This window comes from Streptomyces sp. NBC_01166 (assembly GCF_045039765.1).
Taxonomy (GTDB): Bacteria; Actinomycetota; Actinomycetes; order Streptomycetales; family Streptomycetaceae; genus Streptomyces.
Genome location: NZ_CP108613.1, coordinates 4850832 through 4876319, shown reverse-complemented (window position 1 = coordinate 4876319; position 25488 = coordinate 4850832). Strand labels below are relative to the sequence as shown.

Here is a 25488-nt window from a genome sequence, read left to right as displayed (position 1 = left end):
AACACCTGGAACCCCCACGGCGCTGTTCATGGTCAACTCGCCGAAGGAGCCGGTCAGGCGGCCTGGAGCTCCAGCCTCGCGCCGAACTCACGGACCGCCGGCTCGTCCGCGTACGGCTCGAACCGCTGCTGGAGGTCATCGAGATATTCGGCACCCCGGCTGGAGCGCACCGTCCCCAGGAGCTCCATCGCCCGCAGCCCCGTGTGGCACGCCTGCTCCACCTCACGCTGCTGCACCTGCGCCGAGGCCAGCAGCACCAGGCCGATGCCCCGGCGCCGGGTCCGGGACTCCGGCAGGGCCGCCAGGGCCTCCTTCGCCCGCCGCGCGGCCGGCTCGGCCTGCCCCAGGTCCCGGTGGCAGTGCGCCAGTTCGTCGGCGAGGTACCCCGCGTCGAAGTGCGTGATCCAGGCCGGGTCGTCGCCCTTCTCCGGGTCGGCCTGCTCCAGGGCGGCCAGCGCCCGGCCCGCCGCGGCCTGGCAGGTGCGGGCATCGCCCATCAGCGCGTGACCCCGCGCCTCCGCCGCGTGGAACATCGCCTCCGCCCGAGGGGTCACGCGTCCCCGCGCGCCCTCCTGCGCGGCCCGCGCCAGCTGGGCGATCTCGCGCGGATTGCCGAGCTGCGCGGCGAGATGGCTCATCGACGCGGCCAGCACATAGCCCCCGTACGCCCGGTCGCCCGCGGCCTGGGCCAGACGCAGCGCCTGGATGTAGTACCGCTGAGCCAGTCCCGGCTGGCCTGTGTCCACGGCCATGTACCCGGCGAGCTCCGTGAGTCTGGCGACCGCGCCGAACAGCTCCCGGCCGACCGATTCGCGGTACGACCCCGAAAGGAGCCCGGACACCACGCTGTTGAGGTAGTGCACCAGGACGGGGCGCACATGTCCGCTGCCGAAGCGGTGGTCGAGGTCGACGAGCGCGGCCGTCATCGCCCGCACCGCCTCCACGTCCGGCATGCCGACCCGGTTCCCGGAGGTCCGCGCCACCTGTGGGTCGACGCCCGTGATCAGCCAGTCGCGACTGGGCTCGACCAGGGCGGAGGCGGCCACCGCCGATCCGGACAGCAGGTCCCGGCGGCCCACGTCGCTGCGCCAGAGCTCGCAGACCTGCTCGACGGCGCCGAGCACGGTGGGCGCGAACTGCAGGCCGACACCGGACGCCAGACTCTTGCCGTTGGCCATGCCGATCTCGTCGATCGTGACCGTGCGGCCGAGCTTGCGGCCGATTGCCTCGGCGATGATCCCCGGGGCCCTGCCACGCGGTTGTTGTCCGCGCAGCCAGCGGGCCACGGACGTCTTGTCGTAGCGGAGATCGAGTCCTCTCTCCGCGCCGACCATGTTCACCCGGCGGGCGAGGCCGGCGTTGGAACACGCCGCCTCCTGGATGAGCGTCTGGAGCCGTTCGTTCGGCTGACGGGCGACGAGAGGCCTGGCTGCCATATTTCCCCCTGAGACCGCAGTGATTCGGTGCAGGAATCACTGCCCGGCACGGCACAAGAAATGCGCATATTCATCTGTATCGGGTACGAGTCGTGGCGAGTTGGCGCAGTCCTGCACCTGGTTACCCGCACATCGGTGCGTTTCCTCCCACGCGCCCCCGACCGTGCATCCGTGCGCCCCGCATGCAGGATCGATCCCTCTCGAAGGGCGCACGCGCGCCCGTAACCCCTGGTGACGACGGGAGTTGAGCGGGGCGTGGAAGAGCCCATCGGAGTGACGGAAGCCGCCCGGATCCCCCAACAGCGGAGTGAACAGCTGCTCGAGGCCGCGGCCTGGTACGCCCAGGAACGGCACTGGGACGTGTTCCCGGGCACCTGGCTCGTGGCCGCCGGAGGGGCGGAGCGCTGTTCGTGCGGTGACGCCGGCTGCGCCGCCCCCGGAGCCCATCCCACCCGGCCGGACTGGGCGGGCCAGGCGACCGGCAGCGCCGCCGCGGCCCGCCGGATGTGGGCCAGGCAGCCCGGGTCCTCCGTCCTCCTGCCCGCGGGCCGGACCTTCGACGCCCTGGACGTACCGGAGTCCGCCGGCTTCCTGGCCCTCGCCAGGATGGAGCGCATGGGCCTCACGCTCGGCCCGGTGACCCGGACCCCGGACCGCCGGATGCTGTTCTTCGTCCTGCCGGGCGCGGCCGCCAAGGCACCCGGGCTCGTACGGCAACTCGGGTGGGACGCCGGGGCGATCGGCCTGACGGGAGCCGGCGAGGGCCATTACCTGGCCGCGCCGCCGACCCGGGTGGCCGGACGCGGGGCCGTGCAGTGGGCCCGCCCGCCCTCCCGCGCCGATCTCTGGCTGCCCGACGCGGAAGAGCTGATCAGCCCGCTCGCGTACGCCTGCGCGCGAGAGGCGGCCGACGCCCGGACACGCCTTTCGTAGGGTGGTCCCCACACGTGGGGATATCGAAAGGCAGTGCCATGCCGGACCAGTCGGACAGCGCGGGCAGGACGGACACGGCGGGTGGGGCTGCGACGCCACCTCCCGCCGTGCGGGTCGAGGGGCTCTGGAAGCGGTTCGGGGAGCAGGTCGCGGTCGGCGGGATCGATCTCGAGCTGCCGGCCGGAAAGTTCATCGGCCTGGTGGGCCCGAACGGCGCGGGGAAGACGACCACCCTCTCGATGGTGACCGGGCTCCTCAGGCCCGACATGGGCCGGATCGAGGTCGGCGGCCACGACGTGTGGCGCGACCCGGTCGAGGTGAAGGCCCGGATCGGGGTGCTGCCGGAGGGTCTGCGGCTCTTCGAGCGGCTGTCGGGGCGTGAACTCCTCGGCTACACCGGGCGTCTGCGCGGGCTTCCGGGCGCCGAGGTCGACAAGCGGGCGACCCAGCTGCTCGATGTGCTGGATCTCGCGGGGGCGCAGCACAAGCTGGTCGTGGACTACTCGACCGGGATGCGGAAGAAGATCGGGCTGGCGTCCGCCCTGCTGCACAACCCCGAAGTGCTTTTCCTCGACGAGCCGTTCGAGGGTGTCGACCCGGTGTCGGCGCAGACCATCCGCGGGGTGCTGGAGCGCTACACCCGCTCCGGTGCCACCGTGGTCTTCTCCAGCCATGTGATGGAGCTCGTCGAGTCCCTCTGCGACTGGGTGGCCGTCATGGCGGCGGGGCGGATCCGCGCCCAGGGCACGCTGGCCGAGGTGCGCGGCGAGGCGGCCTCCCTCCAGGACGCCTTCCTGGAACTGGTCGGTGCGGGCGCCCGGGACACCGGGGACTCCCTGGACTGGCTGGGCGGTGCCCGATGACCGTGCTGGACGCCCCCGCCGGTTCCGCCGTCCCTGCCGTCCCCGGGCAGGGCATCGTCCCCGTCTTCGTACGGCTCAAGCTGACGCTGCTGCGCAACGGGCTGCGCCAGTCGTCCGGGCGCCGGGCCGCCTATGTCGCGTCGCTCGTCGTCACCCTCCTGTTCGCGGCTGCCCAGGTGATCGGCCTGGTCGCGCTCCGCGGCCACGCCCAGGCGGGCACCCTGGTGGTGCTGCTGACCGCGGTGGTGGCGGTGGGCTGGGCGGTGATGCCGCTGTTCTTCCCGAGCGGCGACGAGACCCTGGACCCGAGCCGGCTGGTGATGCTGCCGCTGCGGCCCCGTCCTCTGATCGGGGCGCTGCTGGTAGCCTCGCTGATCGGCATCGGACCGCTCTTCACGCTCGCCCTGGCCTTCGGCTCGGTGATCGCGGTGGCGCACGGCGCCGCCGCGGTGGTGTTCGGGGTGGTCGCCGTGCCTCTGACGCTGCTTGTCTGTGTGGCGCTGGCGCGGTCCGTCGCCACGGCCAACATCCGGCTGCTGACCTCGCGCAAGGGCCGCGACCTCGCGGTGCTCAGCGGGCTGGTGATCGCGGTGGGCATCCAGTTCGTCAACTTCGGCGCGCAGCGCCTCGGCCGGGCGGGCGGGCTGTCCTCGCTGGAACCGGTCGCGGAGGTGGTGCGCTGGCTGCCGCCGGCCTCGGCCCTCGGCGCCGTGGGGTCCGCTTCGGAGGGGTCGTACGGGGCGGCGCTCGGCCAGCTGCTGGTCTCGGTGCTCGCGCTGGGCGGCCTGATGTGGTTGTGGCAGCGGAGCCTGGTCAAGCTGATGACGTCACCGGACGGCTCCACGCTCGCCGCCGCCGAGCCGTCGGCCCGCCGGGCGGGCACCGGGCGCTCCGGCCCCTTCTCGCTGCTGCCCGAGGGGCGCACGGGCACGGTGATGGAGCGCAGCCTGAGGTATGTCGTACGCGACCCGAAGACCAAGGCGTCCTGGGTGACGGCCCTGGCGATCGGCCTGATCGTGCCCGTGCTCAACGCGGTGCAGGGGTCCGGGTCGGTCTACTTCGCGTGCTTCGCGGCCGGGATGCTCGGCATGCAGATGTACAACCAGTTCGGGCAGGACACCTCCGCCTTCTGGATGGTGGCGCTGTCGGTCTCCTCGACCCGGGACGCCTATCTCGAACTCCGGGCGCGTGCGCTGGCACTGCTGCTGATCACCCTGCCGTACACGGTCCTGGTGACGGTGGTGACCGCGGCGGTGCTCGGGGACTGGACGGCACTGCCGGGGGTCATGGGGCTGTCGTTCGCCCTGCTGGGCGCGATGCTGGCGACGGGGGCGCTGGCTTCGGCTCTGTTCCCCTACTCGATCCCTCAGGACGGGGCGTTCAAGAACGTCGTGCCGGGGCAGGCCGGGCTCGCCTGGATCTCCATCTTCGGCGGCATGGTCGCGGCCGCGGTGCTCAGCGGTCCGGTGATCGGTCTGACGATCTGGCTGCACGTGGCGGACCGTCAGGACCAGCTGTGGCTGCTGCTGCCGGTGGGAGCGGTCTACGGTGCGCTCATCGGATGGCTGGGCGTGCGGCTTGCGGCGCCGCGCACGGCGGACCGGCTCCCGGAGATCCTGGCCGCGGTCAGCAAGGGCTGAGGGACGGGCTCACGGGGCGGGGCGTCCGGGATCAGGGGCTGACGGCCTCCCGGTCGTCCCGGAAGCCGTCGGTGAGGCGCTCCAGGAAGGGCTCCACGGCCCGGCGCCAGCCCTCCGGCCGGTCGTAGTGGACGAGGTGGCCGGCGTCCTCCACCTCGGCGTACTGCCCGCGCGGCAGGACGCGGACCATCTCCTGGGCCTCGGCCCTGCCCAGCTCCCCGTCGATCCCTCGCAGGACCAGGGTGGGGCAGCGCACCTGCGCCAGCTCCTCCCAGTGGGCGTCGTAGACCCAGGTGGCCCGGGATGTCAGCATCTGCTCCTGGGAGAAGACGGGCCGCCAGCCGTCGGCGCTCTCGGCCATCACCTCGGCGAAGAACTCACCGCGGGAGGGGCTGGGCCGCTCCACCCAGGGGTCGTCCTCGCCGAACCACTTCCGTACGTCGGCGAGCGTCGCGAAGGGGAGCGGCCAGGTGTTGAACCAGTCCGCCCACTCGCGTTGCGAGGCCGCCCCGAGCGCGGAAGCCCGCATGTCGCAGATGATCAGCGCCTTGACGAGATCGGGGCGCTTCGCGGCGAGCTGCCAGGCGGTGAGCGCACCCATCGAGTGCCCGATCAGGGTGACCGGGCCGAGGTCGAGCTGTTCGATCGCGGCCTCGGCGTCCGCGACGTAGGCGTCTCGGGTGTACGGGCCGTCGGCCGGCTTCTCGCTGCGTCCGTGACCGCGCTGGTCGAGGCCGACCGGCCGGTGGCGCTCGGAGAGCCAGCGGGCGGTGGAGGCCCAGTGCGTGGCCCGGCCCATCAGCCCGTGGAGCATTAAGATCCCGGGGGCGTTCGCGGCCTCCGGGCGCCCTTTGGGCGGATCGGCGAACTCCCAGGCCGCGAGGCGTACGCCGTCCGATCCGGTCACATCGATGCGCCGCACCATAGGTTCTGGCACCCCCTTCTGGTCCTCGATCACCGTGTGTTCGTGCGTGCCAGACTATCGAACCTTTATTCGAAAACCTGCTTCCGGCTCACAACATCCCACGTTTGAGTGACAGCGGTTCAGGATTGACGACGGCTCCCCAGGGGAGACCTTCTCCGGGAAGCGGACCACTCGGGGACAGGGGTCCGCGGGGACTGACCTCGAGAGCTCGGGGCTCCAGGTCAGCGCAGGGGAGGACCGGCCCCGGCGCCTTCGGGCGCCGGGGCCTTCCCTTGTTCCGGAACGCACGGATCCGCGCTCACGGCGGACGGCTGGGATCGCCCGGCCGGCCGCCGGAGCGGTGCGGGGCCCCACCGGGACGATTCGAACGCCCCGCACGGTCATGGACGCACCGGGGAGCAGGGCACCTGACGGCGTGACACCGGAATACGCGACAGCGGGAAACATGGCGCCGGGATACGTGGCGCCGGGCGCGAAGACCCCGGGACGCGCGAGGGCGCCCGGCGTACGGGCGCAGGAAATTCCGGCAGTCACCTCACGGTGCACGTGCCAGTGCGACGGGCGCATTCCCTGCTCCCTCCCCGACCGCCCGGCAGGTTCTGCCGGCACCCTCAGGTCATAGGCCTGGCCACAGCCTGGCACGCGTTTCGCCCGGGCGCTGCGATTCCGGGCGGAAAACAGAAACCGGGCTTACCGGTTCACATCTGCACGTGCATCCGCACCGGCGCCTGCACTTGCGGGCAGGGCGCCGGTGGATGGAAAGGCCCTGCTCAGCGCTTCGCGACGAACACGTGCGAGGCGACTTCGGCGTCCAGCTCGGCCGCCTCACCGCTGGATCCGACCAGCACCCCGCCGGCCGACTCGGTCACGCTGACGACCGAACCGGGCTGCACGCCCGCCCGCCGCAGCGAATACATCAGTTGTGCGTCGGTCTGGATCGGCTCACCGATCCGGCGCACCACCACGGTCTTGCCCTCCGAGCCCGGGTCGAGCTCGGCCAGGCTGACCATGCCCTCGTCCAGGAAGGGATCGGCCTCGGCCTTCTCGCCCAGCTCCTCCAGGCCCGGGATCGGATTCCCGTACGGAGACTCCGTCGGGTGCCGCAGCAGCTCCAGGACCCGGCGCTCCACGGCCTCGCTCATCACGTGCTCCCAGCGACACGCCTCGGCGTGGACCTGCTCCCACTCCAGGCCGATGACGTCGACGAGCAGGCACTCGGCGAGCCGGTGCTTGCGCATCACCCGTGTCGCCAGGCGGCGCCCCTCCTCGGTCAGCTCCAGATGGCGGTCTCCCGCGACCTGGACCAGGCCGTCCCGCTCCATGCGCGCCACCGTCTGGCTGACCGTCGGACCGCTCTGGTCCAGCCGTTCGGCAATCCGGGCGCGCATGGGGACCACGCCTTCCTCTTCGAGCTCGAGGATGGTGCGGAGATACATCTCCGTTGTATCGATCAGTCCGGACATACGTGCCCCTCGATGCTGTGACATGAAGTCGTCGTGCGATGGCCCTCCACCAATTCTGACGCATAGCACCGACAACCGTGCCCCGCCGTCGGGAGTCCGTGCTGACGGACGGTCCGGAGCGCTATTGACAGCCCACTGGTCCAGACCGCAACGTGATCCGCGACACGGGCACCGCACGGACCCCCATCCCCGCAGGAAAGGCCTCCTCGATGAGCGACAGCAAGCTCGCCGGTCAGTTCTTCGACGCAGCGATCGGCCTGCTGGAGCGGGTGCGCGACGAGGAGTCCGGAGCGATCGCCGCCGCGGGTGCCGCGATCGCCGACACCGTCGCCGCGGGCGGACGGCTCTTCGCCTTCGGCGCCGGGCACTCCTCGCTCGCCGCGCAGGACGTCGTCTACCGCGCGGGCGGCCTGGCCCTGATGAACCTGCTCGCCGTACCCGGCACCGTCGGCGTCGACGTCATGCCGGCCACGCTCGGCTCCGCGCTGGAGCGGGTGGACGGCCTCGCGAGCGCCGTGCTCGACTCCAGCCCGGCCCGGGCCGGCGACCTCCTCGTGATCATCTCCCTGTCCGGGCGCAACGCGCTGCCCGTGGAGATGGCGCAGAACGCGCGCGCGCTCGGGCTGACGGTCGTCGGGGTCACCTCGGTCGCGTACACGACGGGTACCAAGTCCCGGCACGTCTCGGGCGGATTCCTCCGCGACCACTGCGACATCGTGCTCGACAGCAAGATCGCGATCGGCGACGCCGAACTGAGCGCGGAGGGCGTCGAGGCGCCGTTCGCACCCGCCTCGACCGTCGTCACCAGCGCGCTGATGCAGGCCATGATGGCCACCGCCGCGGAGGAGCTCGTCGCCCGCGGCATCGAACCGCCGCTGCTGCGCTCGGGCAACGTCGACGGCGGCCACGAGTGGAACGGACGCGTGATGCGGGAGTACGGCGACCGCATCTTCTACCGGCACTGAGCACTCCGCCACGATGCCGGGAGGCGGCACGGGCAGGCAGGCCGGCTCAGACCGGTTCCTGTCCGGCCGTCAGCTTGGCCAGGTCGACCGCCGAGGCGACCCGGACCGCCACACTCTCCGCGTACATCACGTCGGGCCGTTCGAACGCGCCCCGGTTGGCCGCGCGCAGGAACGTCACCACCCCCAGCGTCCGCCCCCGGCTCCTCAGCACCGCGCACAGGGCGTGCGCCGAGTCCCCCGGCCACTGGTGCTCCACCGCCCACGCCTCGCCCGCACCCGCCGGTGCCACGGCACGCACGGAACCCGTACGCTCCACGGCCTGGAGGGCGGGGTGCCCCGGCCCGTACCGCACCGGGAGCGGCCCCCCGGAGACCGGGAGACACGGTCCCGGCGCGTCGGGAGGCGTGGACGCGGCCCGTACGAGCTTCTCCCCCACCGCCAGATCCGCCATGAGGTCGACCACCACATGGTCGGCGAACCCCGCCAGGGCGTAGTCCAGCGACGTGGTCGCCGCCTCCATGGGGTCCTCGCACTCCGCCGCCTGGCGCGCCGCCCGGTGCAGCTGGTTGGAGCGGAAACGCACCCGGTCCGCGTCCTGCTCCGCGAGCTTCGCCGCCGTGACGTCCCGGAACAGCCAGCCGACCCCCAGGGGGACGGGTTCTTCCGCCAGCGGCGAGGCCAGCCTCAGGAACCCGCTGCGCCAGCAGCGCCGCCGCTCGCCCTCGGCGGTCCGCAGGGTCACCCACAGCTCGGCGGGGGCGGACGGCGCACCCTCGGCGAGGACATGGTGCAGCGCCCCCTCCAGGTCCTCGACACCCTGCACGATCAGCTCACCCAGCGGGCGCCCCAGCAGCGTCGTACGCCCGCCGCCCAGCGCCCGCGCGGCGTACGCGTTGACCACGGTCGGACGCAGGTCGACGTCCACGGCGACGACGCCCCAGGACGCGTCCTCGAACAGGGCCTCGCTGAGCGCGATGGACCGCTCCAGATCGATCTGCGCGTGCACCTCGCTGAACGCGCAGTACACCCCGGCGGGCTTCCCGTCCTCGCCCCGCACCCCCGACGACTGGGTCCGCACGAGGACGCGCCCGCCGTCCTTGCGCAGCAGCGCGAATTCGTGGACCTGCCGCCCCGGCGCGTCCATGGCCGCCAGCAGCCGCCCCTGCACGTCCCCCGCGTCAGCGCTCCGCACGGCCCACCCCGCGAAACCGCGCCGCCCCACGGCCTCGGCGGCGCTCCAGCCCAGGATGCGCTCGGCCTCGCGGTTCCAGTGGGTGATGGTGCCGTGCGCGTCGAACGCGCAGAGCGCGGCGTCCATGCCGTCGAGCAGCGCGGCGAGAAGCCGGGACCCCGGAATCGCCACCGCCGAGGGCTCCCGCCCGGGGTCCTCGTCCGGGCCGATCTCGTCGGTGGTCCCGGTGCTCCTGGAAGCACTCACTCCGTACCCCCTGCATGGCATATTCCGCTGCGGATTCCGCATTGCCGCACGTCAGACCCATTGAACTCGAACGTGAGCCACCACACAGCCACTTCCACGAAATCCGCTGTCCATCGATGGATCCGTTAATTCGCTTGTGTGGCGCCGGGGGACGTTCTTAGGCTGTGGGCACACGTTGAAAGGAGGTGATCCGAAAAGTGCAGTCTTATCGGATTCGTGAGGTGGCTGCGGGCTGACAGCCCGTCGTCGCACACTGTGCACCTCGGCAGGCTGTCTGCCGAAACCCAAGCAGTCACCGACCCGCAGGCTCGCCGGTAAGTCCGGCCGGCTCCTCCGCAAGGAGGGACCAGAGCCTGCGGGTTTCTGCGTTCACGGGGCGGGGCGGGTCAGTACTGCTCGGACTGGCCCCCGTCGATCGGGATGACCGTGGCGTTGATGAAGCCGGACTCCTCGGAGAGCAGGAACGCGACCAGGTTGCCGACCTCCTCCGGCCTGCCGAAGCGCTTCATCGGGTTGACGCTCACGAAGGCCTCGCCGGCCTGCTCCCAGTTGTCCGCGTCGATCTGCTTGAGCGACGCCTCGACCATGGGGGTCATGATGGCGCCGGGGGCGATCGCCTTGACGGAGACGCCGAACCGGCCGTACTCGACACCGGAGTTGCGGGTGAGGCCGACGACGCCGTGCTTGGCCGCCGCGTAACCGGACTGGTTTCCCACGCCCCGTATGCCGCCGACGGACGCCGTGTTCACGACAGAGCCGGTGCCCTGGCCCTTCATGACCGGGAGCACGTACTTGAGGCCGAGGAACACGCCGCGGAGGTTGATCGACACGACTCGGTCGAACTCGTCGGAGCCGAAGTCCTCGGTGAGGTTCTGCTTGCCCTCGATGCCGGCGTTGTTGAAGAAGCCGTCGATGCGGCCGTAGGCCTCCACCGTGGCGGTGACGTACCGCCGCACGTCGTCCTCGGAGCTCACATCGGCGGTGATCCGCAGGACCTCCGCGCCGGGCGCGGTCTTCTCCACCTCGGCCGCCGTGTCCGCGAGGCCCTGCTCGCTGATGTCGACGAGCGCCAGCCTGGCGCCTTCGGACGCGACCCGCACGGCCGCCGAGCGCCCGAGACCGGAGCCGCCGCCGGTGATGAGGACGACCTTGCCGCTGAACCGGTCTTCCATGACTGAACCTCCACGCCGAGATGCTGAATGGGCACTAGACTAGACAGTACGTACAGTCTAAATATTCCCGGCTGTGCGCCCACCCCCGCTCCCGGAGGTCCCGTGGACCACGACGACCGCCCCGCCGGCTCCCGCCCCCGGCGTGGCCCCCACCGCGACCCGGACGCCCACGAGGCCGTGCTGGCGGCCACGCGCGAGCTGGTGGCCGAGCTCGGCTACAAGGGCGTGACCATGGAGCGCATCGCCTCACGGGCCGGGGTGGCCCGGATGACGGTCTACCGCTGGTGGCCGAACAAGGCGGCGGTGATCACCGAGGCGGTCGCGGACCGGCTCGCCCCGGGCCCGGCCCCCGACACGGGCGACGTACGCGAGGACGCGCTGCTCTGGCTGCGCGGCCTGGTGCACACCCTGACCCTGCTCGGCGACCCCAGTGTCGTGATGGGCGCGCTGACCGAGCGCGGGGAGCCCGGCCGGGCCGAACTGCGCGACCTGCTCAAGGCGCATGCCGAACCGGCCGCGGAGCTGATGCGGAACGGCGTGGCCCGGGGCGGGCTGCCGGACGATCTGCCACTGGACGCGGTCGTGGACAGCTGGATCGGTTACGTCGTGTACCGGACGGTGTTCCTGGGCCAGGAGATCGCCGAGGCCGACCTCCTGGACCTCGTACGCCTCCTGCCGCCGCCTCCCGGACCGTCCGGCGGGGAGGCGGGCTGACCGCTCACGGGCAGAGGCGCTCCACCCGCCAGTCGGCGGCCGGGCTCTCCCTGACGTACCGCAGCCGGTCGTGCAGCCGGTTCTCGCGGCCCTGCCAGAATTCGATCGCGTCCGGTACGACGCGGAATCCGCCCCACTGCGGCGGTGCGGGAACCTTCTCGCCCTCGGGGTAGCGGGCGGCGAGCTCCTCGTAGCGGGCGGTCAGCTCCTCGCGGGAGCCGACCACCGTCGACTGGTCGCTGGCCCAGGCGCCCAGCTGGGAGCCGTGGGGGCGGGTGCGGAAGTACGCGACCGTCTCCTCGCGCCCGACGCGGGCCGCTGTGCCCGTGACGATGACCTGGCGGGCGAGCGGGTGCCAGGGGAAGAGCAGCGAGACGTACGGGTTCGCCGTCAGCTCGCGGCCCTTGCGGGATCCGTAATTGGTGAAGAAGACGAAACCGCGGTCGTCGTAGTGCTTCAGCAGCACGGTCCGGGAGGACGGCCGGCCCCGGGAATCGGCCGTGGAGACGACCATCGCGTTCGGCTCGTGGAGCGCGCCGCCCCCGGCGACCTGGCGGAACCAGTGGGCGAACTGATCCATGGGGTCGGCGGCGAGGTCCTTCTCGACGAAGTCCTCCGAGCGGTACTGCTCGCGCATCGCGGCCGGATCGGTGGTGCAATCGGATGACGGAACGCGAGAGGAGGCGGAAGCGGAAGACGGAGTGGCATCTGCTGTGGGCACGGGGCCATCCTGCCGCAGCGGGCCGGAATCCCTGCGGGGAGGGGCGCGATCGCCGGTCCGCGAGCCGGGAGGCTGTGCCGGACGTCACCCTTCCCCGCGTCGTGGTAACCCGCCAGTATTCGTGGACCGGCCTTTGTGGCCGTCATGCAGCCGCCGAGTCGAGGGAGCCGCCCGATGTCCGACTTCGTACCCGGACTTGAAGGAGTCGTCGCGTTCGAGACGGAGATCGCCGAGCCCGACAAGGAAGGCGGATCGCTCCGTTATCGCGGCGTCGACATCGAGGACCTCGTCGGCCATGTGTCGTTCGGCAACGTCTGGGGTCTGCTGGTGGACGGGGCGTTCAACCCCGGTCTGCCGCCCGCCGAACCGTTCCCGATCCCCGTGCACTCCGGCGACATCCGCGTCGACGTGCAGTCCGCGCTGGCCATGCTGGCGCCGGTGTGGGGCCTGAAACCGCTGCTCGACATCGACGAGGAGACCGCGCGCAACGACCTGGCGCGGGCCGCAGTGATGGCCCTGTCGTACGTCGCCCAGTCGGCCCGTGGCCAGGGGCTGCCGATGGTGCCGCAGAGCGAGATCGACAAGGCCGGGTCCGTGGTCGAACGGTTCATGATCCGCTGGCGCGGCGAGCCGGACCCGAAGCACGTCAAGGCCGTCGACGCCTACTGGACGTCGGCCGCCGAGCACGGCATGAACGCCTCCACGTTCACCGCCCGCGTCATCGCGTCGACCGGCGCCGATGTCTCCGCCGCACTGTCCGGGGCGGTGGGCGCGATGTCGGGCCCGCTGCACGGCGGGGCGCCGTCCCGGGTCCTCGGGATGATCGAGGAGATCGAGCGGACGGGCGACGCCAAGGCGTATGTGAAGCAGGCACTGGACAAGGGTGAGCGCCTGATGGGCTTCGGCCACCGTGTCTACCGTGCCGAGGACCCCCGGGCCCGCGTGCTGCGCCGCACGGCCCGTGAGCTTGCCGCCCCGCGCTTCGAGGTGGCGGAGGCCCTGGAGAAGGCGGCCCTGGAGGAGCTCCACGCCCGCCGCCCGGACCGCGTCCTGGCGACGAACGTCGAGTTCTGGGCGGCGATCGTGCTGGACTTCGCGGAGGTCCCGGCGCACATGTTCACGTCGATGTTCAGCTGCGCCCGCACGGCGGGCTGGTCGGCGCACATCCTGGAGCAGAAGAGGACCGGCCGTCTCGTCCGCCCCTCGGCGACATACGTCGGCCCGGGCACGCGTGACCCCCGCTCGATCCAGGGGTACGACCAGCTGGCGGACCTGGGGAACTGACGGGGCGGGGCGGGTGCGGGGACGGTTCGGGCGGCGCCGAACCGTCCCGGCCCTAGCGTCGGGACCTATGACGCACACGATCCGCGACGGCACGCACCAGCGCCCGCCGACCGCCTTCGCCCGCCTGCACCACCAGGACGCCGCCCCGCTGTTGCTTCCCAACGCCTGGGACCACGCCTCTGCCGCCGCTCTGTCCGCAGAGGGCTTCCCGGCGATCGGCACCACCAGCCTGGGTGTGGCCGCGGCCGCCGGCCTGCCCGACGGAGCGGCCGCCACGCTCGACGCGACCCTGGCGCTGGCCCGACGGCTCGGGGAGGGTTCCTTCCTCTTCACCGTCGACGCCGAAGGCGGCTTCAGTGACGACCCGGAGGAAGTAGCACGCCTGGCCCGGGAGTTGCGCGACGCAGGCGCTGCAGGGATCAACCTCGAGGACGGCCTCCCGGACGGCACCCTCGCCCCCGCGGAACTGCACGCCGCGAAGATCGCTGCGGTGAAGGCCTCCGCGCCTGGGTTGTTCGTGAACGCCCGCACCGACACCCACTGGCTCGGGGTCCGGGAGGAGGAGACCGCGGCGCGTCTCGCCGTCTACGAACGGGCGGGCGCGGACGGTGCGTTCGTGCCCGGCCTCTCGGATCCGGACGCGATCGCGACCCTGACGGCAGCCCTCACCGTCCCCCTGAACATCCTGTACACACCGGCCGGCCCCACCCTCGCCGAGCTGGCCGCGCTGGGCGTCCGCAGGGTCAGCCTCGGCTCGCTGCTCTACCGCAGCGCCCTGGCGGCGGCGGTCGCCACGGCGACCGCCGTCCGCGACGGTCACCGCCCGCCCGCGGACCTCAGGACACTCTCCTACGCGGAGGTCCAGGCGCTCGGGCTGCCCGACGCTCCCCCTCCACCGGGTTCCTCCGGTCATTGGGAGATTACGGACGCCTGAACCGGATATATCGGGCCGCCATCTGTCCGTAACCTCCCGACGAGCGGTGGGGCGCGTCAGATCAGGGCGGCGTCCAGCAGGCGCGCCCACTGGGCGACCACCCTCTCGCGCCTTGCCGTGTCGTCCGTCAGCAGGTTGGCGAGGCCCAGGCCCCGGGCCATGTCGAGGAGGCCCTGCACCGTCTCGCGTACCCCGGGCCGGGTCTCGTCGGCGCCCAGGAGTTCCACGGCGATGCGGTGGGTCTCGCGGCCCACCCGTGCTTCGAGTTCGGTGACGCGGGGCCGGAGCTGGGCCTCGTTCGACGCGGCGACCCAGAGCTGGAGCGCGGCGCGGAAGAGCGGCCCGGTGTAGAGGTCGACGAGCGCGGCAACGACCTCGGCGCGGCCCTGCACGGGCAGGGCGCGCAGGGCGGCGGAGCGTTCCTCGGCGACGTACTCGACGGCGCCGGTGAACAGGTCCTCCCGGGTGGGGAAGTGGTGCTGGGCGGCGCCTCGCGAGACCCCGGCGTGCTCGGCGACGACGGATACGGTGGAGCCTGCCCAGCCGCGTTCGGCGAGGCAGGCGACCGCCGATGCCAGGAGCCGTTGCCGGGTGGCGCGGCTCCTGTCCTGCTTCGGGGGCGTCACAGCACCCATGCGGGATCCCGTCGTTCCAGGAAGGCCGTCATCCCCTCCCGTGCTTCGTCGGAGGCGAAGAGCGCTGCCGAGCGGGCGATGAGGTCTTCGGCGTGACTGTCGAAACTCTGCAGCACAGTAGCCGTGACCAGCTCCTTCGATGCCTTCAGCCCCTGGGGTGACGCCCTGCGCAGTCCGTCGAGTACCGGTACGAGCGCCTTGTCCACGTCCTCGGCGGCGATGGTGACGACCCCGGTACGGGCCGCTTCCACAGCGTCGAAGCGTTCACCGGTGAGGTAGTAGCGGGTGGCTGCGCGCGGGTCGAGGCGGGGCAGCAGCGGCAGGGAGATCACGGCGGGGGCGAGGCCCAGGCGCGATTCGGTGAGGGCGAACGACGACTCGGGGCCCGCCACGGAGATGTCGCACGCCCCGAGGAGCCCGAGGCCCCCGGCCCGGACGTGCCCGGTGACCCGGGCGACGACGGGCTTGGGGAGGGCGACGACCGCCCGCATCAGGGCGACGAACGCCGCCGGTTCGGGCGGTGCGGTCAGATCGGCGCCCGCGCAGAACGTGTTGCCGGTGTGGGTGAGGACGACGGCGCGGACGGTGTCGTCGGCCGCGCAGCCGGCCAGGGCCTCGGTCAGCTCGCCGACGAGCCGGGCCGAGAGCGCGTTGCGGTTGGCCGGGGAGTCGAGGGTGAGGGTGGTGATTCCGCGGTCGTGGGCCGGGGGTGCCAGGGTCATCGCGTCTTCTCCCGGTCACGCAGCTCGCGCCGCAGGATCTTGCCGGACACCGCGCGGGGCACCGCCTCGATGAACTCGGCCTGTCTGACCTTCTTGTACGGGGAGACGCGCTCGGCGACGTACGCGATGACGTCGTCCTCCGTGAGGTCCCCCGCGTCCGGCCGACGCACCAGGTAGGCCTTGGGGATCTCGTTGCCGTCGGTGTCGTGGACGCCGATGACGGCGGCGTCGGCGATCGAGGGGTGGGTCAGGAGGAGGGCCTCCAGGTCGGCGGGGGCCACCTGGTAGCCCTTGTACTTGATGAGTTCCTTGACCCGGTCGACGACGTACAGCCAGCCCTCCGCGTCGACGCGGCCGACGTCCCCGGTGTGCAGCCATCCCTCCTCGTCGATCATGGCGGCGGTGGCGTCGGGGCGGCCGAGGTAGCCCTTCATGACCTGGGGGCCGCGGATGAGGATCTCGCCGTCGGTTCCGTCGCGGACGTCGGTGCCGGGGTCGGTGAGCGAGACGATCCGCATCTCGGTGCCGGGCAGCAGCTTGCCGACCGTGCCCGGCGGCGGGTTCTCAGCGTCGAGGGGGACGACATGGGTGCCGGGCGAGAGTTCCGTCATCCCGTAGGCCTGCCGTACGGCGGGCACCCCGAGCCGGGTGGAGCAGGCGGCGGCGAGCTGGGCGTCCAGCGGGGCGGCGGCGCTGACGATGTACTCCAGCGAGGAGAGGTCGTAGTCGCCGACGAGCGGGTGCTTGGCGAGGGCCAGGACGATGGGCGGTGCGACGTACAGGCCCGTGATGCGGTGGGTCTGGATCGTCTCCAGGAACTGGGCGAGATCGAAGCGGGGCAGGACGACGACCGTGGCGCCGTAGCGCAGCGGCCCGTTCATGAGGGCGGTCAGCCCGTAGATGTGGAAGAAGGGCAGCACCGCCAGGATGCGTTCGCGTTCGCCGAGGGGGACGAGGGGCCGCAGCTGCTCCAGGTTGGTGGCGATGGAGCGGTGGGTGAGCATGACGCCCTTGGGGGTCCCCGTGGTGCCGGAGGAGTACGGGAGTACGGCGATGTCCTCGGCCGGGTCGAAGGCGATGTCGGGTTCGGGGGCGGTGGAGCCCAGCATGTCGAGTACGGAGGTGTGGCCCTCGGCCTGGTCGCAGACGTAGATCTCCTCGATGCCGCCCGCGAGCTCGGCGGCCCGGCGGGCGACGTCGAGGAGCAGGGACACGGTGACGATCCAGCGGGCGCCCGAGTCCTTGAGCTGTTTGGCGAACTCCTCGGGTGTGGCCAGCGGGTGGATGGTGGTGACGGTGGCGCCGGCCCGGGTCGCCCCGTAGAAGACGGGCGGGTAGGCGATCGTGTTGGGGCTGTGCAGGGCGAGGACGTCGCCCTTGCGCAGGCCCGCCGCGGCGAGGTGGGCGGCGATGCGCCGGTGGAAGGTGTCGAGCTGGCCGTAGGTGACGGTCATCCCGTTGGTCCCGTCGATCAGGGCGGGGATGTCACCGAAGTCCGGGGCGTTGCCGAGGACGGCCTCGTGGATGGGTTTTTCGAGGGGCGTGACGTCTGCGTACTCGCTGTGGAACACCATGGCGGTCCCCTTCGACGCGGGTGGAGAGCCAGAATCGCCCCTGCGGGGGCGGATGGGGAGACCCGGGACGTGGCCGAACTCGTCGGGACGACCTCAGTACGACTTCGGCAGGCCCAGGGTCTGGTGGGAGACGTAGTTCAGGATCATTTCCCGGCTGACCGGCGCGATACGGGAGACACGCGCCGCCGTGATGAGCGAGGCGAGCCCGTACTCGCGGGTGAGGCCGTTGCCGCCGAGGGTGTGAACAGCCTGGTCGACGGCCCTGACGCAGGCTTCGGCCGCGGCGTACTTCGCCATGTTGGCGGCCTCCCCCGCGCCGGTGTCGTCGCCGTCGTCGTAGAGCTTGGCGGCCTTCTGCATCATCAGCCGGGAGAGTTCGAGCTCTATGTGCGCCTGGGCGAGCGGGTGGGCGATGGCCTGGTGGGCGCCGATGGGCGCGCCCTTCCAGACGGTGCGGGTCTTCGCGTACTCCACGGCCCGTTCGACGGCGTAGCGGCCCATGCCGATGGCGAAGGCGGCGCCCATGATGCGTTCCGGGTTCAGTCCGGCGAAGAGCTGGAGCAGCCCCGCGTCCTCTCCCCCGCTCTCGGCTCCGCTCGAGCGGGAGGGGCCCCCACCGACGAGGGCGTCGGCGGGCAGCCGTACGTCGTCGAGGACCAGCTCGAACTGCTTCTCCGCCGCCTGGAGCTCCATGTCGATCTGAGTGCGGGAGAAGCCCGGGGCGTCGCGGGGGACGATGAAGAGACAGGGCTTGAGGCTGCCGGACCTCGCGTCCTCGGTGCGGCCGACGATCAGGGTGGCGTCGGAGATGTCGACGCCGGAGATGAAGACCTTGCGTCCGCTGAGGACCCACTCTCCCCCACGGTCCCGCCGGGCGGTGGTGGTGATGCGGTGGGAGTTGGAGCCGGCGTCGGGCTCGGTGATACCGAAGGACATGGTCAGGGAGCCGTCGGAGAGGCCCGGGAGCCAGGCCCGTTTCTGCTCCTCGGTGCCGAAGCGGGCGATGACGGTGCCGCAGATCGCCGGGGAGACGACCATCATGAGCAGAGGGCTGCCGGCTGCGCCGAGCTCCTCCAGGACGATGGAGAGTTCGGCCATGCCGCCGCCCCCGCCGCCGTACTCCTCGGGGAGGTTGACGCCGAGGTATCCGAGCTTGCCCGCCTCTTCCCAGAGTTCGCGGGGGTGCTCGCCCTTCCGGGCCAGACCGGTGCTGTAGTCGCGGCCGAAGCGCTTGCCGAGTGCGGCGACGGCGGCGCGGAGGGCCTTGTGCTCTTCGGTTTCGAGGACGGTGCTCATGGGGTCGTCTCCTCCTGGTGCGCGGGTGCGGGCGCAGGCGCCTGGACGGGTGTGTCCTGTACGACGGCGAGCAGTGCGCCGACCTCGACCTGGAGTCCGGGGGCGGCGTGGAGCGCGGTGAGGGTGCCGGAGGCGGGGGCGAGGATGCGGTGCTCCATCTTCATCGCCTCCAGCCAGATCAGCGGCTGCCCGGCCGCGACGGGCGCGCCGGGCGCGAGGCCGTCGGCGAGGCGTACGACGGTGCCGGGCATGGGGGCGAGCAGGGAGCCGGGTTCGGTGCGTTCGGCGGGGTCGGTGAAGCGGGGCAGGGCGGTGAAGGTGTACGAGCCGGCGGCCGTGTCCACGTACACCCGGTCACCGTGGGTGGCCACGGTGAAGTGCCGGGTCACACCGCCCGCTTCGAGGGTGACCGCGTCGGAGCGGGCGGCGAGGACCCGCTCGCCGGTCACGGGGGCGGGGATGCCGCCCCGGCCGGTGCGGTAGGGGATCTCGTACGCGGTGCCCTCGGGCTCGCACCGGTAGCTCCTGCTCCGGGGCTGCGAGGCGAGGTTGCGCCAGGCGCCTAGGCGGGCGGGGCCCGGACCGCTGCCCGCCCCCACGGCGGAGGCGAGCGCCGCGGCGGTGGCGGCGAGGCGGCGGGCCTCCTCGTCACCGGGGGCGGCGGACGTGGTCAGGGCCGCCAGGTTCCGGTCGTAGAAGCCGGTGTCGAGGTCGCCCGCGACGAAGTCGGGGTGGCGCAGGGAGCGTACGAGGAGCTGCCGGTTGGTGACCGGGCCGTGGACGCGGGCGCGTTCCAGGGCGCGGGCGAGGAGCCGGACGGCTTCGGTGCGGGTGGGGGCGTGGGCGATGACCTTGGCGAGCATCGGGTCGTAGTGCACCCCGACGGTGTCGCCGCCGGTGTAGCCCGTGTCGAGACGGAGGCCGGGTCCGTCGGGCACGTCGAGTGTGAGCAGTGCTCCGGTCTGTGGCTGCCAGTCACGCGCCGGGTCCTCGGCGTAGAGCCGGGCCTCGACGGCGTGTCCGGCCGGCCCCGGCGGTGTGGCGGCAGGCAGCGCCCCGCCCTCGGCGACGCGCAGTTGCAGGGCGACGAGGTCGAGGCCGAACACCGCCTCGGTGACGGGGTGTTCGACCTGGAGCCGGGTGTTCATCTCCAGGAAGTACGGGCGCCCTCCGGCCGATACGAGGAACTCGACGGTCCCCGCGCCCCGGTAGCCCACCGCCTGAGCGGCGGCGACGGCGGCGTCGTGCAGCGTCCGGCGCAGCCCGTCGTCGAGGCCGGGTGCGGGGGCCTCCTCGATGACCTTCTGGTGGCGTCGCTGGAGCGAGCAGTCGCGGGTGCCGAGCGCCCAGACCGTGCCCTCCCCGTCCGCCATGACCTGGACCTCGACGTGCCGGCCCCGCTCGACGTACGGCTCGGCGAAGACCTCGCCGTCCCCGAAGGCGGAGGCGGCCTCGGCGGACGCTGCGGTCAACTCAGCCGGCAGCGCGTCCAGTTCCCGCACGATCCGCATGCCGCGCCCGCCGCCGCCCGCCGCCGCCTTCAGCAGCAGGGGCAGATCGGCGCCGGTGGCGCTTCCCGGGTCGACCGGGGCGAGCAGGGGGACATCGGCGGCGGCCATCAGCTCCTTGGCGCGGGTCTTGGACGCCATCAGTTCGATGGCCTTGACCGGCGGCCCCACCCAGACGAGGCCGGCGTCCAGCACGGCCTGGGCGAACCCGGCGTTCTCCGAGAGGAAGCCGTACCCCGGGTGCACGGCGTCGGCCCCCGCGGCGAGCGCGGCGGCGACGACGAGGTCGCCCCGCAGATACGTATCGGCGGGTGCGGCCCCCGGCAGGCGTACGGCGGTGTCGGCCTCCCGTACGTGCAGGGCGCCGGCGTCCGCGTCGGAGTACACGGCGACGGTGGAGATGCCCAGTTCACGGCAGGTACGGAAGATCCGGCAGGCGATCTCGCCCCGGTTGGCGACAAGCAGTGCGGTGATCATCCGATTCCTCACATCCGGAAGACGCCGAAGCCGCGCGCGCCTTCGACCGGTGCCGTATGGATCGCGGACAGGCACATCCCGAGGACGGTCCTGGTGTCGCGCGGGTCGATGACCCCGTCGTCGTACAGCCGCCCCGAGAGGAACATCGGCAGCGACTCGGACTCGATCTGCTGCTCCACCATGGCGCGCAGACCGGCGTCGGCCTCGTCGTCGTAGGGCAGCCCCTTCGCGGCGGAGGAGGCGCGGGCGACGATCGAGAGGACGCCCGCGAGCTGCTGGGGGCCCATGACGGCGGACTTGCTGCTGGGCCAGGCGAAGAGGAAGCGGGGGTCGTAGGCCCTGCCGCACATGCCGTAGTGCCCGGCGCCGTAGGAGGCGCCCATCAGTACGGAGAGGTGGGGGACCCGCGAGTTCGACACCGCGTTGATCATCATCGCGCCGTGCTTGATGATGCCGCCCTGTTCGTACTCCTTGCCGACCATGTAGCCGGTGGTGTTGTGCAGGAAGAGGAGCGGGATGTCGCGCTGGTTGGCGAGCTGGATGAACTGGGCGGCCTTCTGCGACTCCTCGCTGAACAGCACGCCCTGCGCGTTGGCGAGGATGCCGACGGGATAGCCGTGCAGGCGGGCCCAGCCGGTGACCAGGCTGGTCCCGTAGAGCGGCTTGAAGGCATCGAAGTCCGAGCCGTCGACGAGGCGGGCGATGACCTCACGGGGGTCGAAGGGGATCTTGAGGTCGCCGGGCACGATGCCGACCAGCTCGTCCTCGTCGTACTTCGGCGGTTCCGCCGGTCCCGGATCCGGGTGCGCCTTGCGCCAGTTGAGCCGGGCGACGATCCGGCGGGCCTGGCGCAGCGCGTCGTGCTCGTCGACGGCGTAGTGGTCGGCGAGGCCGGAGGTGCGGGCGTGCATCTCGGCGCCGCCGAGCGATTCGTCGTCGCTCTCCTCGCCGGTCGCCATCTTCACCAGGGGCGGTCCGCCGAGGAAGACCTTGGACTGATCCTTGATCATCACGGTGTGGTCGGACATGCCGGGGACGTACGCCCCGCCGGCCGTGGAATTCCCGAACACCACCGCGACGGTGGGGATTCCGGCGGCGGACAGCCGGGTGAGGTCGCGGAAGAGCGCCCCGCCGGGGATGAAGATCTCCTTCTGCGAGGGCAGGTCCGCGCCCCCGGACTCCACCAGTGAGATGCAGGGGAGCCGGTTGGCGAAGGCGATCTCGTTGGCGCGCAGCGCCTTCTTCAGGGTCCAGGGGTTGGATGCGCCGCCGCGCACGGTCGGGTCGTTGGCGGTGATCAGGCACTCCACGCCGGACACGGTCCCGATGCCGGTGACGAGCGAGGCTCCGATGGCGTAGTCGCTGCCCCAGGCGGCCAGCGGGGACAGCTCCAGGAAGGGGGTGTCCGGGTCGACGAGCAGCTCGATGCGCTCGCGGGCGAGGAGCTTGCCGCGCCCCCGGTGGCGGGCCACGTATTTCTCGCCGCCGCCTGCCAGGGCCTTGGCGTGCTCGGTGTCCAGCTCGGCGAGCTTCGCGAGCATGGCCTCGCGGTGGGCGGCGTATTCGGGCCCCGTGGTGTCGAGCGCGGTGGGCAGGACGGTCATGCGTTCACCTCCGGTCGGTCCAGCAGCCGTACGGGCACGGTGACGTGCCGGGACCGCAGCCACTCCCCCACCGCCTTGGCCTGCGGATCGAAGCGCGCCTGCGCGGCGACGCCCTCGCCGAGGAGGCCGTGGACGACGAAGTTGAGCGCCCGCAGCCGGGGCAGGACGTGGCGTACGACGGTGAGCCCGGCGGTCTCCGGCAGCAGTTCCCGGAACCGCGCGACGGTCAGCTCGTGGGCGAGCCACCGCCAGGCGTCGTCGGTGCGGACCCACACGCCGACATTGGCGTCCCCGCCCTTGTCGCCGCTGCGGGCGCCCGCGATCCGTCCGAGAGGGGTGGTGCGGGTGGGCCCGGAGGGCAGCGGTTCGGGCAGCTCCGGCTCCGGGACGTCTTCCAGCCGGCGGTACGGGCCGGCCGCCGGGACGGCCTCCCGGGACCCGTCGGGCCCCACGGCGACGTGCTCGACCTCACCGGCCGGTACGTACGTGGCCTCGAACACCCCGTACGGCGCGCCCTTCCCGGGCGGGGCGGTCACATGGAAGCCCGGGTAGCTGCCGAGTGCCAGCTCGACGGCCGCCCCGGACACCGCGCGGCCGACCGCGTCCGCTTCCGGGTCGCGCACGACGAGGCGGAGCAGGGCGCTCGCGGTCTCCTCCGTCGCGGCGTCGGCCCGGTCGGTGCGGGCGAGCTCCCACCGCACCTCGGCGGGTTTCGAGCCCGCGCGGTCGAGGGCGTCGGCGAACTGGCCGCGCACCAGCCGGGCCTTGGCCTCGATGTCGAGCCCCGTCAGCACGAAGACGACCTCGTTGCGCCACCCCCCGAGCCGGTTGAGCCCGACCTTGAGCGTGGGCGGCGGTGCCTCGCCGCGTACGCCGCTGATCCGCACCCGGTCGGACCCGTCCTGCGTCAGCTTGACGGTGTCGAGCCGGGCGGTGACGTCGGGGCCGGCGTATCGGGCGCCGCCGGTCTCGTAGAGCAGTTGGGCGGTGACGGTGCCGACGTCGACGACACCGCCCGTGCCGTCGTGCTTGGTGATGACGCTGCTGCCGTCCTCGTGGATCTCGGCGAGCGGGAATCCGGGGCGGCGGACGTCGTGGTCGCCGAAGAAGGCGTAGTTGCCGCCGGTGGCCTGGGTTCCGCACTCCAGGACGTGCCCGGCGACCACGGCCCCGGCGAGGGCGTCACGGTCGTCCGGCGCCCAGCCGAAGTGGGCGGCGGCGGGCCCGGTGACGAGGGCCGCGTCGGTGACCCGGCCGGTGACGACGATGTCGGCCCCGGCGCGCAGACAGGCGGCGATGCCTCCGCCGCCGAGGTAGGCGTTGGCGGTGAGGTAACCGTCGGGCACGGGCCGGCTGTCGCCCTCGACGTGCGCGACGCGCACGGGCACACCGGTCCGCTCCGCCAGCTCCCGTACGGCGTCGGCGAGTCCGGCCGGGTTCAGCCCGCCGGCGTTGGCGACGATCTTCACCCCCCGCTCGTGGGCAAGCCCCAGCCCCTCCTCCAGCTGCCGCAGGAAGGTGGAGGCGTAGCCGCGCTTCGGGTCCTTGAGACGGCTGCGGCCGAGGATCAGCATGGTGAGTTCGGCGAGGTAGTCCCCGGTGAGGACGTCCAGCGGGCCGCCGGTGAGCATCTCCCGCAGGGCGTCGAAGCGGTCGCCGTAGAAGCCGGACGCGTTGCCGATGCGCAGCGGCCGGGTCATCGGTCCGTCTTCCGGGGGCGCCCGGGACCGGCGGGTCCGGCGAAGGCCTGCGCGATGTCCAGCCACTGCCCGGCGTCCGCGCCCACCGCCTCGACGGCGAGGTCGTCCCGGTGCGCGCGCTGGGTGACGAGCAGGCAGAAGTCGAGGAGGGGCCCGGTGACCCGCTGGGCGGCGTCCTCGGGCCCGTACACGGTCAACCCGCCGTCCTCGGCCCGAAGCTCGATACGGAACTGCTCGGCGGGCGGTTGCAGGCCCCGTACGAAGTAGGCGTAGTCCCGGGCGCGTACGCCGATCCTGGCGACGTGCCGCAGCCGCGCGGTCGGCTTCCTGGTCACGCCCAGCGCGTCGGCGATGTCCTGACCGTGGGCCCAGGTCTCCATGAGCCGTGCGGTCGCCATCGAGGCGATGCTCATCGGCGGGCCGTACCAGGGCAGTTTCGTCCCGGCGGGCGCCGCGCGCAGTGCCTCCTGGAGCCGGGCCCGGCCCTCCCGCCACTCCACGAGCAGCGCCTCGGGGGTCAGGGCGGTGACGGCTTCCTCGGCAGCGTCGCCGACGAAGGTCTCGGGCGCGGCCAGCGCCTTCTCGACCTCGGCGGCGAAAGCTTCGGGCTCGGTGGCGGCGGTCAGGGCCACCTCGTCGGTCCAGTTGAGGTGGGCGATCTGATGGGCGACGGTCCACCCTTCGGCGGGAGTCGGCGCGGCCCACTCGTGTGCGCTCAAACCCGCTACCAGCAGGTCGAGTCCGTCGCTCTCCTCCCGCATGTCGTCGAGCACGGCGGCGGTCACGGCCGATGCGTCGGGCACGGTGCGCTCCCCTCGGGGCGTGGCGGTGTGCCCCGGAGCATGCCAGCGCCCCATAAAACAAGCAAGCATGCTTGCATGCTTTGTTCGGCGACCCTGACCCCGGTGGAGGGCGCTCAGTCGGCCCGGTATCCCGGCACGGAGGGCCAGCGCACGGTCAGCACCACGGACTCCTCCTCCGCGTGCCAGGAGTGGTCGACACCCCGGCCCCACACGACGTAGTCACCCTGGCGTTCCAGCAGCACGTCACGCTCGGGGAACCGCATCCGGAAGCGGCCGCTGACAAGCACGAGCAGGGCGGTGCGCTCCTCGCCCCGCACCCACTCAGGCCGCTCGTCCCCCTGCGGATGGATGCCCCACTTGATCTCCAGGGCCTCGCTGTGGCGCGGGTCGGAGGGGTCCTTGAAGTGGCCGAGCAGCCATCCGCGGTCCAGCGCCGCGTCCACCTCCGCACGGCCTGCATACACACCATCCCCGCCACCGGCGCCCGGCCGACGGGGAGTCACGGACATCCCCTTCGAACATTCCGGGCGTTATCCAGTCCGTGACTTCCCAGCGAACGCCGGGGCGGTTGACTCACATCGGCCATTGTTCGCACCCATTCAGCCATCGCCGCACAACAGTTCTCCGGAATGAACGAGTCGTGAAATGATCTTGGTCGCTACGGACCATACCGCGCGCCGG

The 25488-nt window shown here is 72.2% G+C and carries 22 protein-coding genes; 7 read left to right on the top strand and 15 right to left on the bottom strand.

Going from position 1 to position 25488, the window contains the following annotated elements; genetic code table 11:
* Positions 1-53: 53 nt before the first annotated feature.
* Positions 54-1436, bottom strand: a complete 1383-nt coding sequence (locus tag OG379_RS22495) for a transcriptional regulator (RefSeq protein ID WP_405664893.1) — start codon at positions 1434-1436, stop codon at positions 54-56.
* A gap of 255 nt (positions 1437-1691) precedes the next feature.
* Here OG379_RS22495 and OG379_RS22490 point away from each other — a divergent pair, with 255 nt between their 5' ends.
* From OG379_RS22490 to OG379_RS22480, 3 genes are read left to right on the top strand one after another with little or no spacing between them, the layout of a single operon-like run.
* Positions 1692-2369, top strand: coding sequence for a bifunctional DNA primase/polymerase (locus OG379_RS22490; protein ID WP_405664892.1), 678 nt, complete (start codon positions 1692-1694; stop codon positions 2367-2369).
* A gap of 38 nt (positions 2370-2407) precedes the next feature.
* On the top strand, positions 2408-3232 hold the full coding sequence (locus OG379_RS22485; RefSeq protein ID WP_393757686.1) for an ABC transporter ATP-binding protein: 825 nt from the start codon (positions 2408-2410) through the stop codon (positions 3230-3232).
* Positions 3229-4872: a transporter gene (locus tag OG379_RS22480; RefSeq protein ID WP_405664891.1), complete on the top strand. Its 1644-nt coding sequence runs from the start codon at positions 3229-3231 to the stop codon at positions 4870-4872. The genes OG379_RS22485 and OG379_RS22480 overlap by 4 nt, the downstream gene beginning before the upstream one ends.
* A 31-nt stretch (positions 4873-4903) precedes the next feature.
* Here the strand turns inward: OG379_RS22480 and OG379_RS22475 are convergent, their stop codons facing one another.
* A complete protein-coding gene (locus OG379_RS22475) occupies positions 4904-5797 on the bottom strand; it encodes an alpha/beta fold hydrolase (protein ID WP_405668613.1) in 894 nt (297 codons plus the stop codon).
* A 770-nt stretch (positions 5798-6567) separates the two neighbouring features.
* Positions 6568-7260 (bottom strand): metal-dependent transcriptional regulator, encoded by a 693-nt coding sequence (locus tag OG379_RS22470; protein ID WP_393757682.1) that lies wholly within the window; start codon positions 7258-7260, stop codon positions 6568-6570.
* A 209-nt stretch (positions 7261-7469) separates the two neighbouring features.
* On the opposite strand from OG379_RS22470, the gene OG379_RS22465 reads away from it, so the two are divergent.
* Entirely contained in the window at positions 7470-8225 is a 756-nt protein-coding gene (locus OG379_RS22465; protein WP_362939548.1) for an SIS domain-containing protein, read from the top strand.
* Between the two features lie 46 nt (positions 8226-8271).
* Here OG379_RS22465 and OG379_RS22460 read toward each other — a convergent pair whose 3' ends face one another.
* Together OG379_RS22460 and OG379_RS22455 are read right to left on the bottom strand one after the other, a co-directional pair.
* Complete coding sequence (locus OG379_RS22460) at positions 8272-9663, bottom strand: PAS domain-containing protein (protein ID WP_405664890.1); 1392 nt, start codon at positions 9661-9663, stop codon at positions 8272-8274.
* Positions 9664-10049: 386 nt separating this feature from the next.
* Positions 10050-10835, bottom strand: coding sequence for an SDR family oxidoreductase (locus OG379_RS22455; protein ID WP_405664889.1), 786 nt, complete (start codon positions 10833-10835; stop codon positions 10050-10052).
* 102 nt (positions 10836-10937) lie between these two features.
* Here OG379_RS22455 and OG379_RS22450 point away from each other — a divergent pair, with 102 nt between their 5' ends.
* The gene (locus OG379_RS22450) at positions 10938-11549 is read left to right on the top strand and encodes a TetR/AcrR family transcriptional regulator (RefSeq protein ID WP_405664888.1); all 612 of its coding nucleotides are present in this window, start codon (positions 10938-10940) and stop codon (positions 11547-11549) included.
* A gap of 4 nt (positions 11550-11553) precedes the next feature.
* Here OG379_RS22450 and pdxH read toward each other — a convergent pair whose 3' ends face one another.
* The gene (pdxH, locus tag OG379_RS22445; protein ID WP_405664887.1) at positions 11554-12186 is read right to left on the bottom strand and encodes a pyridoxamine 5'-phosphate oxidase; all 633 of its coding nucleotides are present in this window, start codon (positions 12184-12186) and stop codon (positions 11554-11556) included.
* 258 nt (positions 12187-12444) lie between these two features.
* On the opposite strand from pdxH, the gene OG379_RS22440 reads away from it, so the two are divergent.
* Both OG379_RS22440 and OG379_RS22435 read left to right on the top strand, forming a co-directional pair.
* On the top strand, positions 12445-13554 hold the full coding sequence (locus tag OG379_RS22440; protein WP_405664886.1) for a citrate synthase 2: 1110 nt from the start codon (positions 12445-12447) through the stop codon (positions 13552-13554).
* Between the two features lie 67 nt (positions 13555-13621).
* A complete protein-coding gene (locus tag OG379_RS22435; protein WP_405664885.1) occupies positions 13622-14488 on the top strand; it encodes an isocitrate lyase/phosphoenolpyruvate mutase family protein in 867 nt (288 codons plus the stop codon).
* 56 nt (positions 14489-14544) lie between these two features.
* Here the strand turns inward: OG379_RS22435 and OG379_RS22430 are convergent, their stop codons facing one another.
* The 9 genes from OG379_RS22430 to OG379_RS22390 form a co-directional block, all read right to left on the bottom strand.
* Positions 14545-15123 carry a TetR/AcrR family transcriptional regulator gene (locus OG379_RS22430; RefSeq protein ID WP_405664884.1) on the bottom strand — a complete coding sequence of 193 codons (579 nt, stop codon included), beginning with the start codon at positions 15121-15123 and terminating at the stop codon, positions 14545-14547.
* Positions 15111-15845, bottom strand: coding sequence for an enoyl-CoA hydratase family protein (locus OG379_RS22425; RefSeq protein ID WP_405664883.1), 735 nt, complete (start codon positions 15843-15845; stop codon positions 15111-15113). The genes OG379_RS22430 and OG379_RS22425 overlap by 13 nt, the downstream gene beginning before the upstream one ends.
* Entirely contained in the window at positions 15842-17419 is a 1578-nt protein-coding gene (locus OG379_RS22420; protein WP_405664882.1) for a 4-coumarate--CoA ligase family protein, read from the bottom strand. Before OG379_RS22420 ends, OG379_RS22425 begins: the two co-directional genes overlap by 4 nt.
* Positions 17420-17512: 93 nt before the next feature.
* The gene (locus OG379_RS22415) at positions 17513-18715 is read right to left on the bottom strand and encodes an acyl-CoA dehydrogenase family protein (protein ID WP_405664881.1); all 1203 of its coding nucleotides are present in this window, start codon (positions 18713-18715) and stop codon (positions 17513-17515) included.
* Positions 18712-20700, bottom strand: coding sequence for an acetyl/propionyl/methylcrotonyl-CoA carboxylase subunit alpha (locus tag OG379_RS22410; RefSeq protein WP_405664880.1), 1989 nt, complete (start codon positions 20698-20700; stop codon positions 18712-18714). The genes OG379_RS22415 and OG379_RS22410 overlap by 4 nt, the downstream gene beginning before the upstream one ends.
* Before the next feature lie 8 nt (positions 20701-20708).
* A complete protein-coding gene (locus tag OG379_RS22405) occupies positions 20709-22304 on the bottom strand; it encodes an acyl-CoA carboxylase subunit beta (RefSeq protein WP_405664879.1) in 1596 nt (531 codons plus the stop codon).
* Complete coding sequence (locus OG379_RS22400; protein ID WP_405664878.1) at positions 22301-24004, bottom strand: acyclic terpene utilization AtuA family protein; 1704 nt, start codon at positions 24002-24004, stop codon at positions 22301-22303. Before OG379_RS22400 ends, OG379_RS22405 begins: the two co-directional genes overlap by 4 nt.
* Positions 24001-24807, bottom strand: a complete 807-nt coding sequence (locus OG379_RS22395) for a TIGR03084 family metal-binding protein (protein ID WP_405664877.1) — start codon at positions 24805-24807, stop codon at positions 24001-24003. Before OG379_RS22395 ends, OG379_RS22400 begins: the two co-directional genes overlap by 4 nt.
* A gap of 113 nt (positions 24808-24920) precedes the next feature.
* Positions 24921-25310 (bottom strand): signal peptidase I, encoded by a 390-nt coding sequence (locus OG379_RS22390; RefSeq protein ID WP_405664876.1) that lies wholly within the window; start codon positions 25308-25310, stop codon positions 24921-24923.
* Positions 25311-25488: the final 178 nt, after the last annotated feature.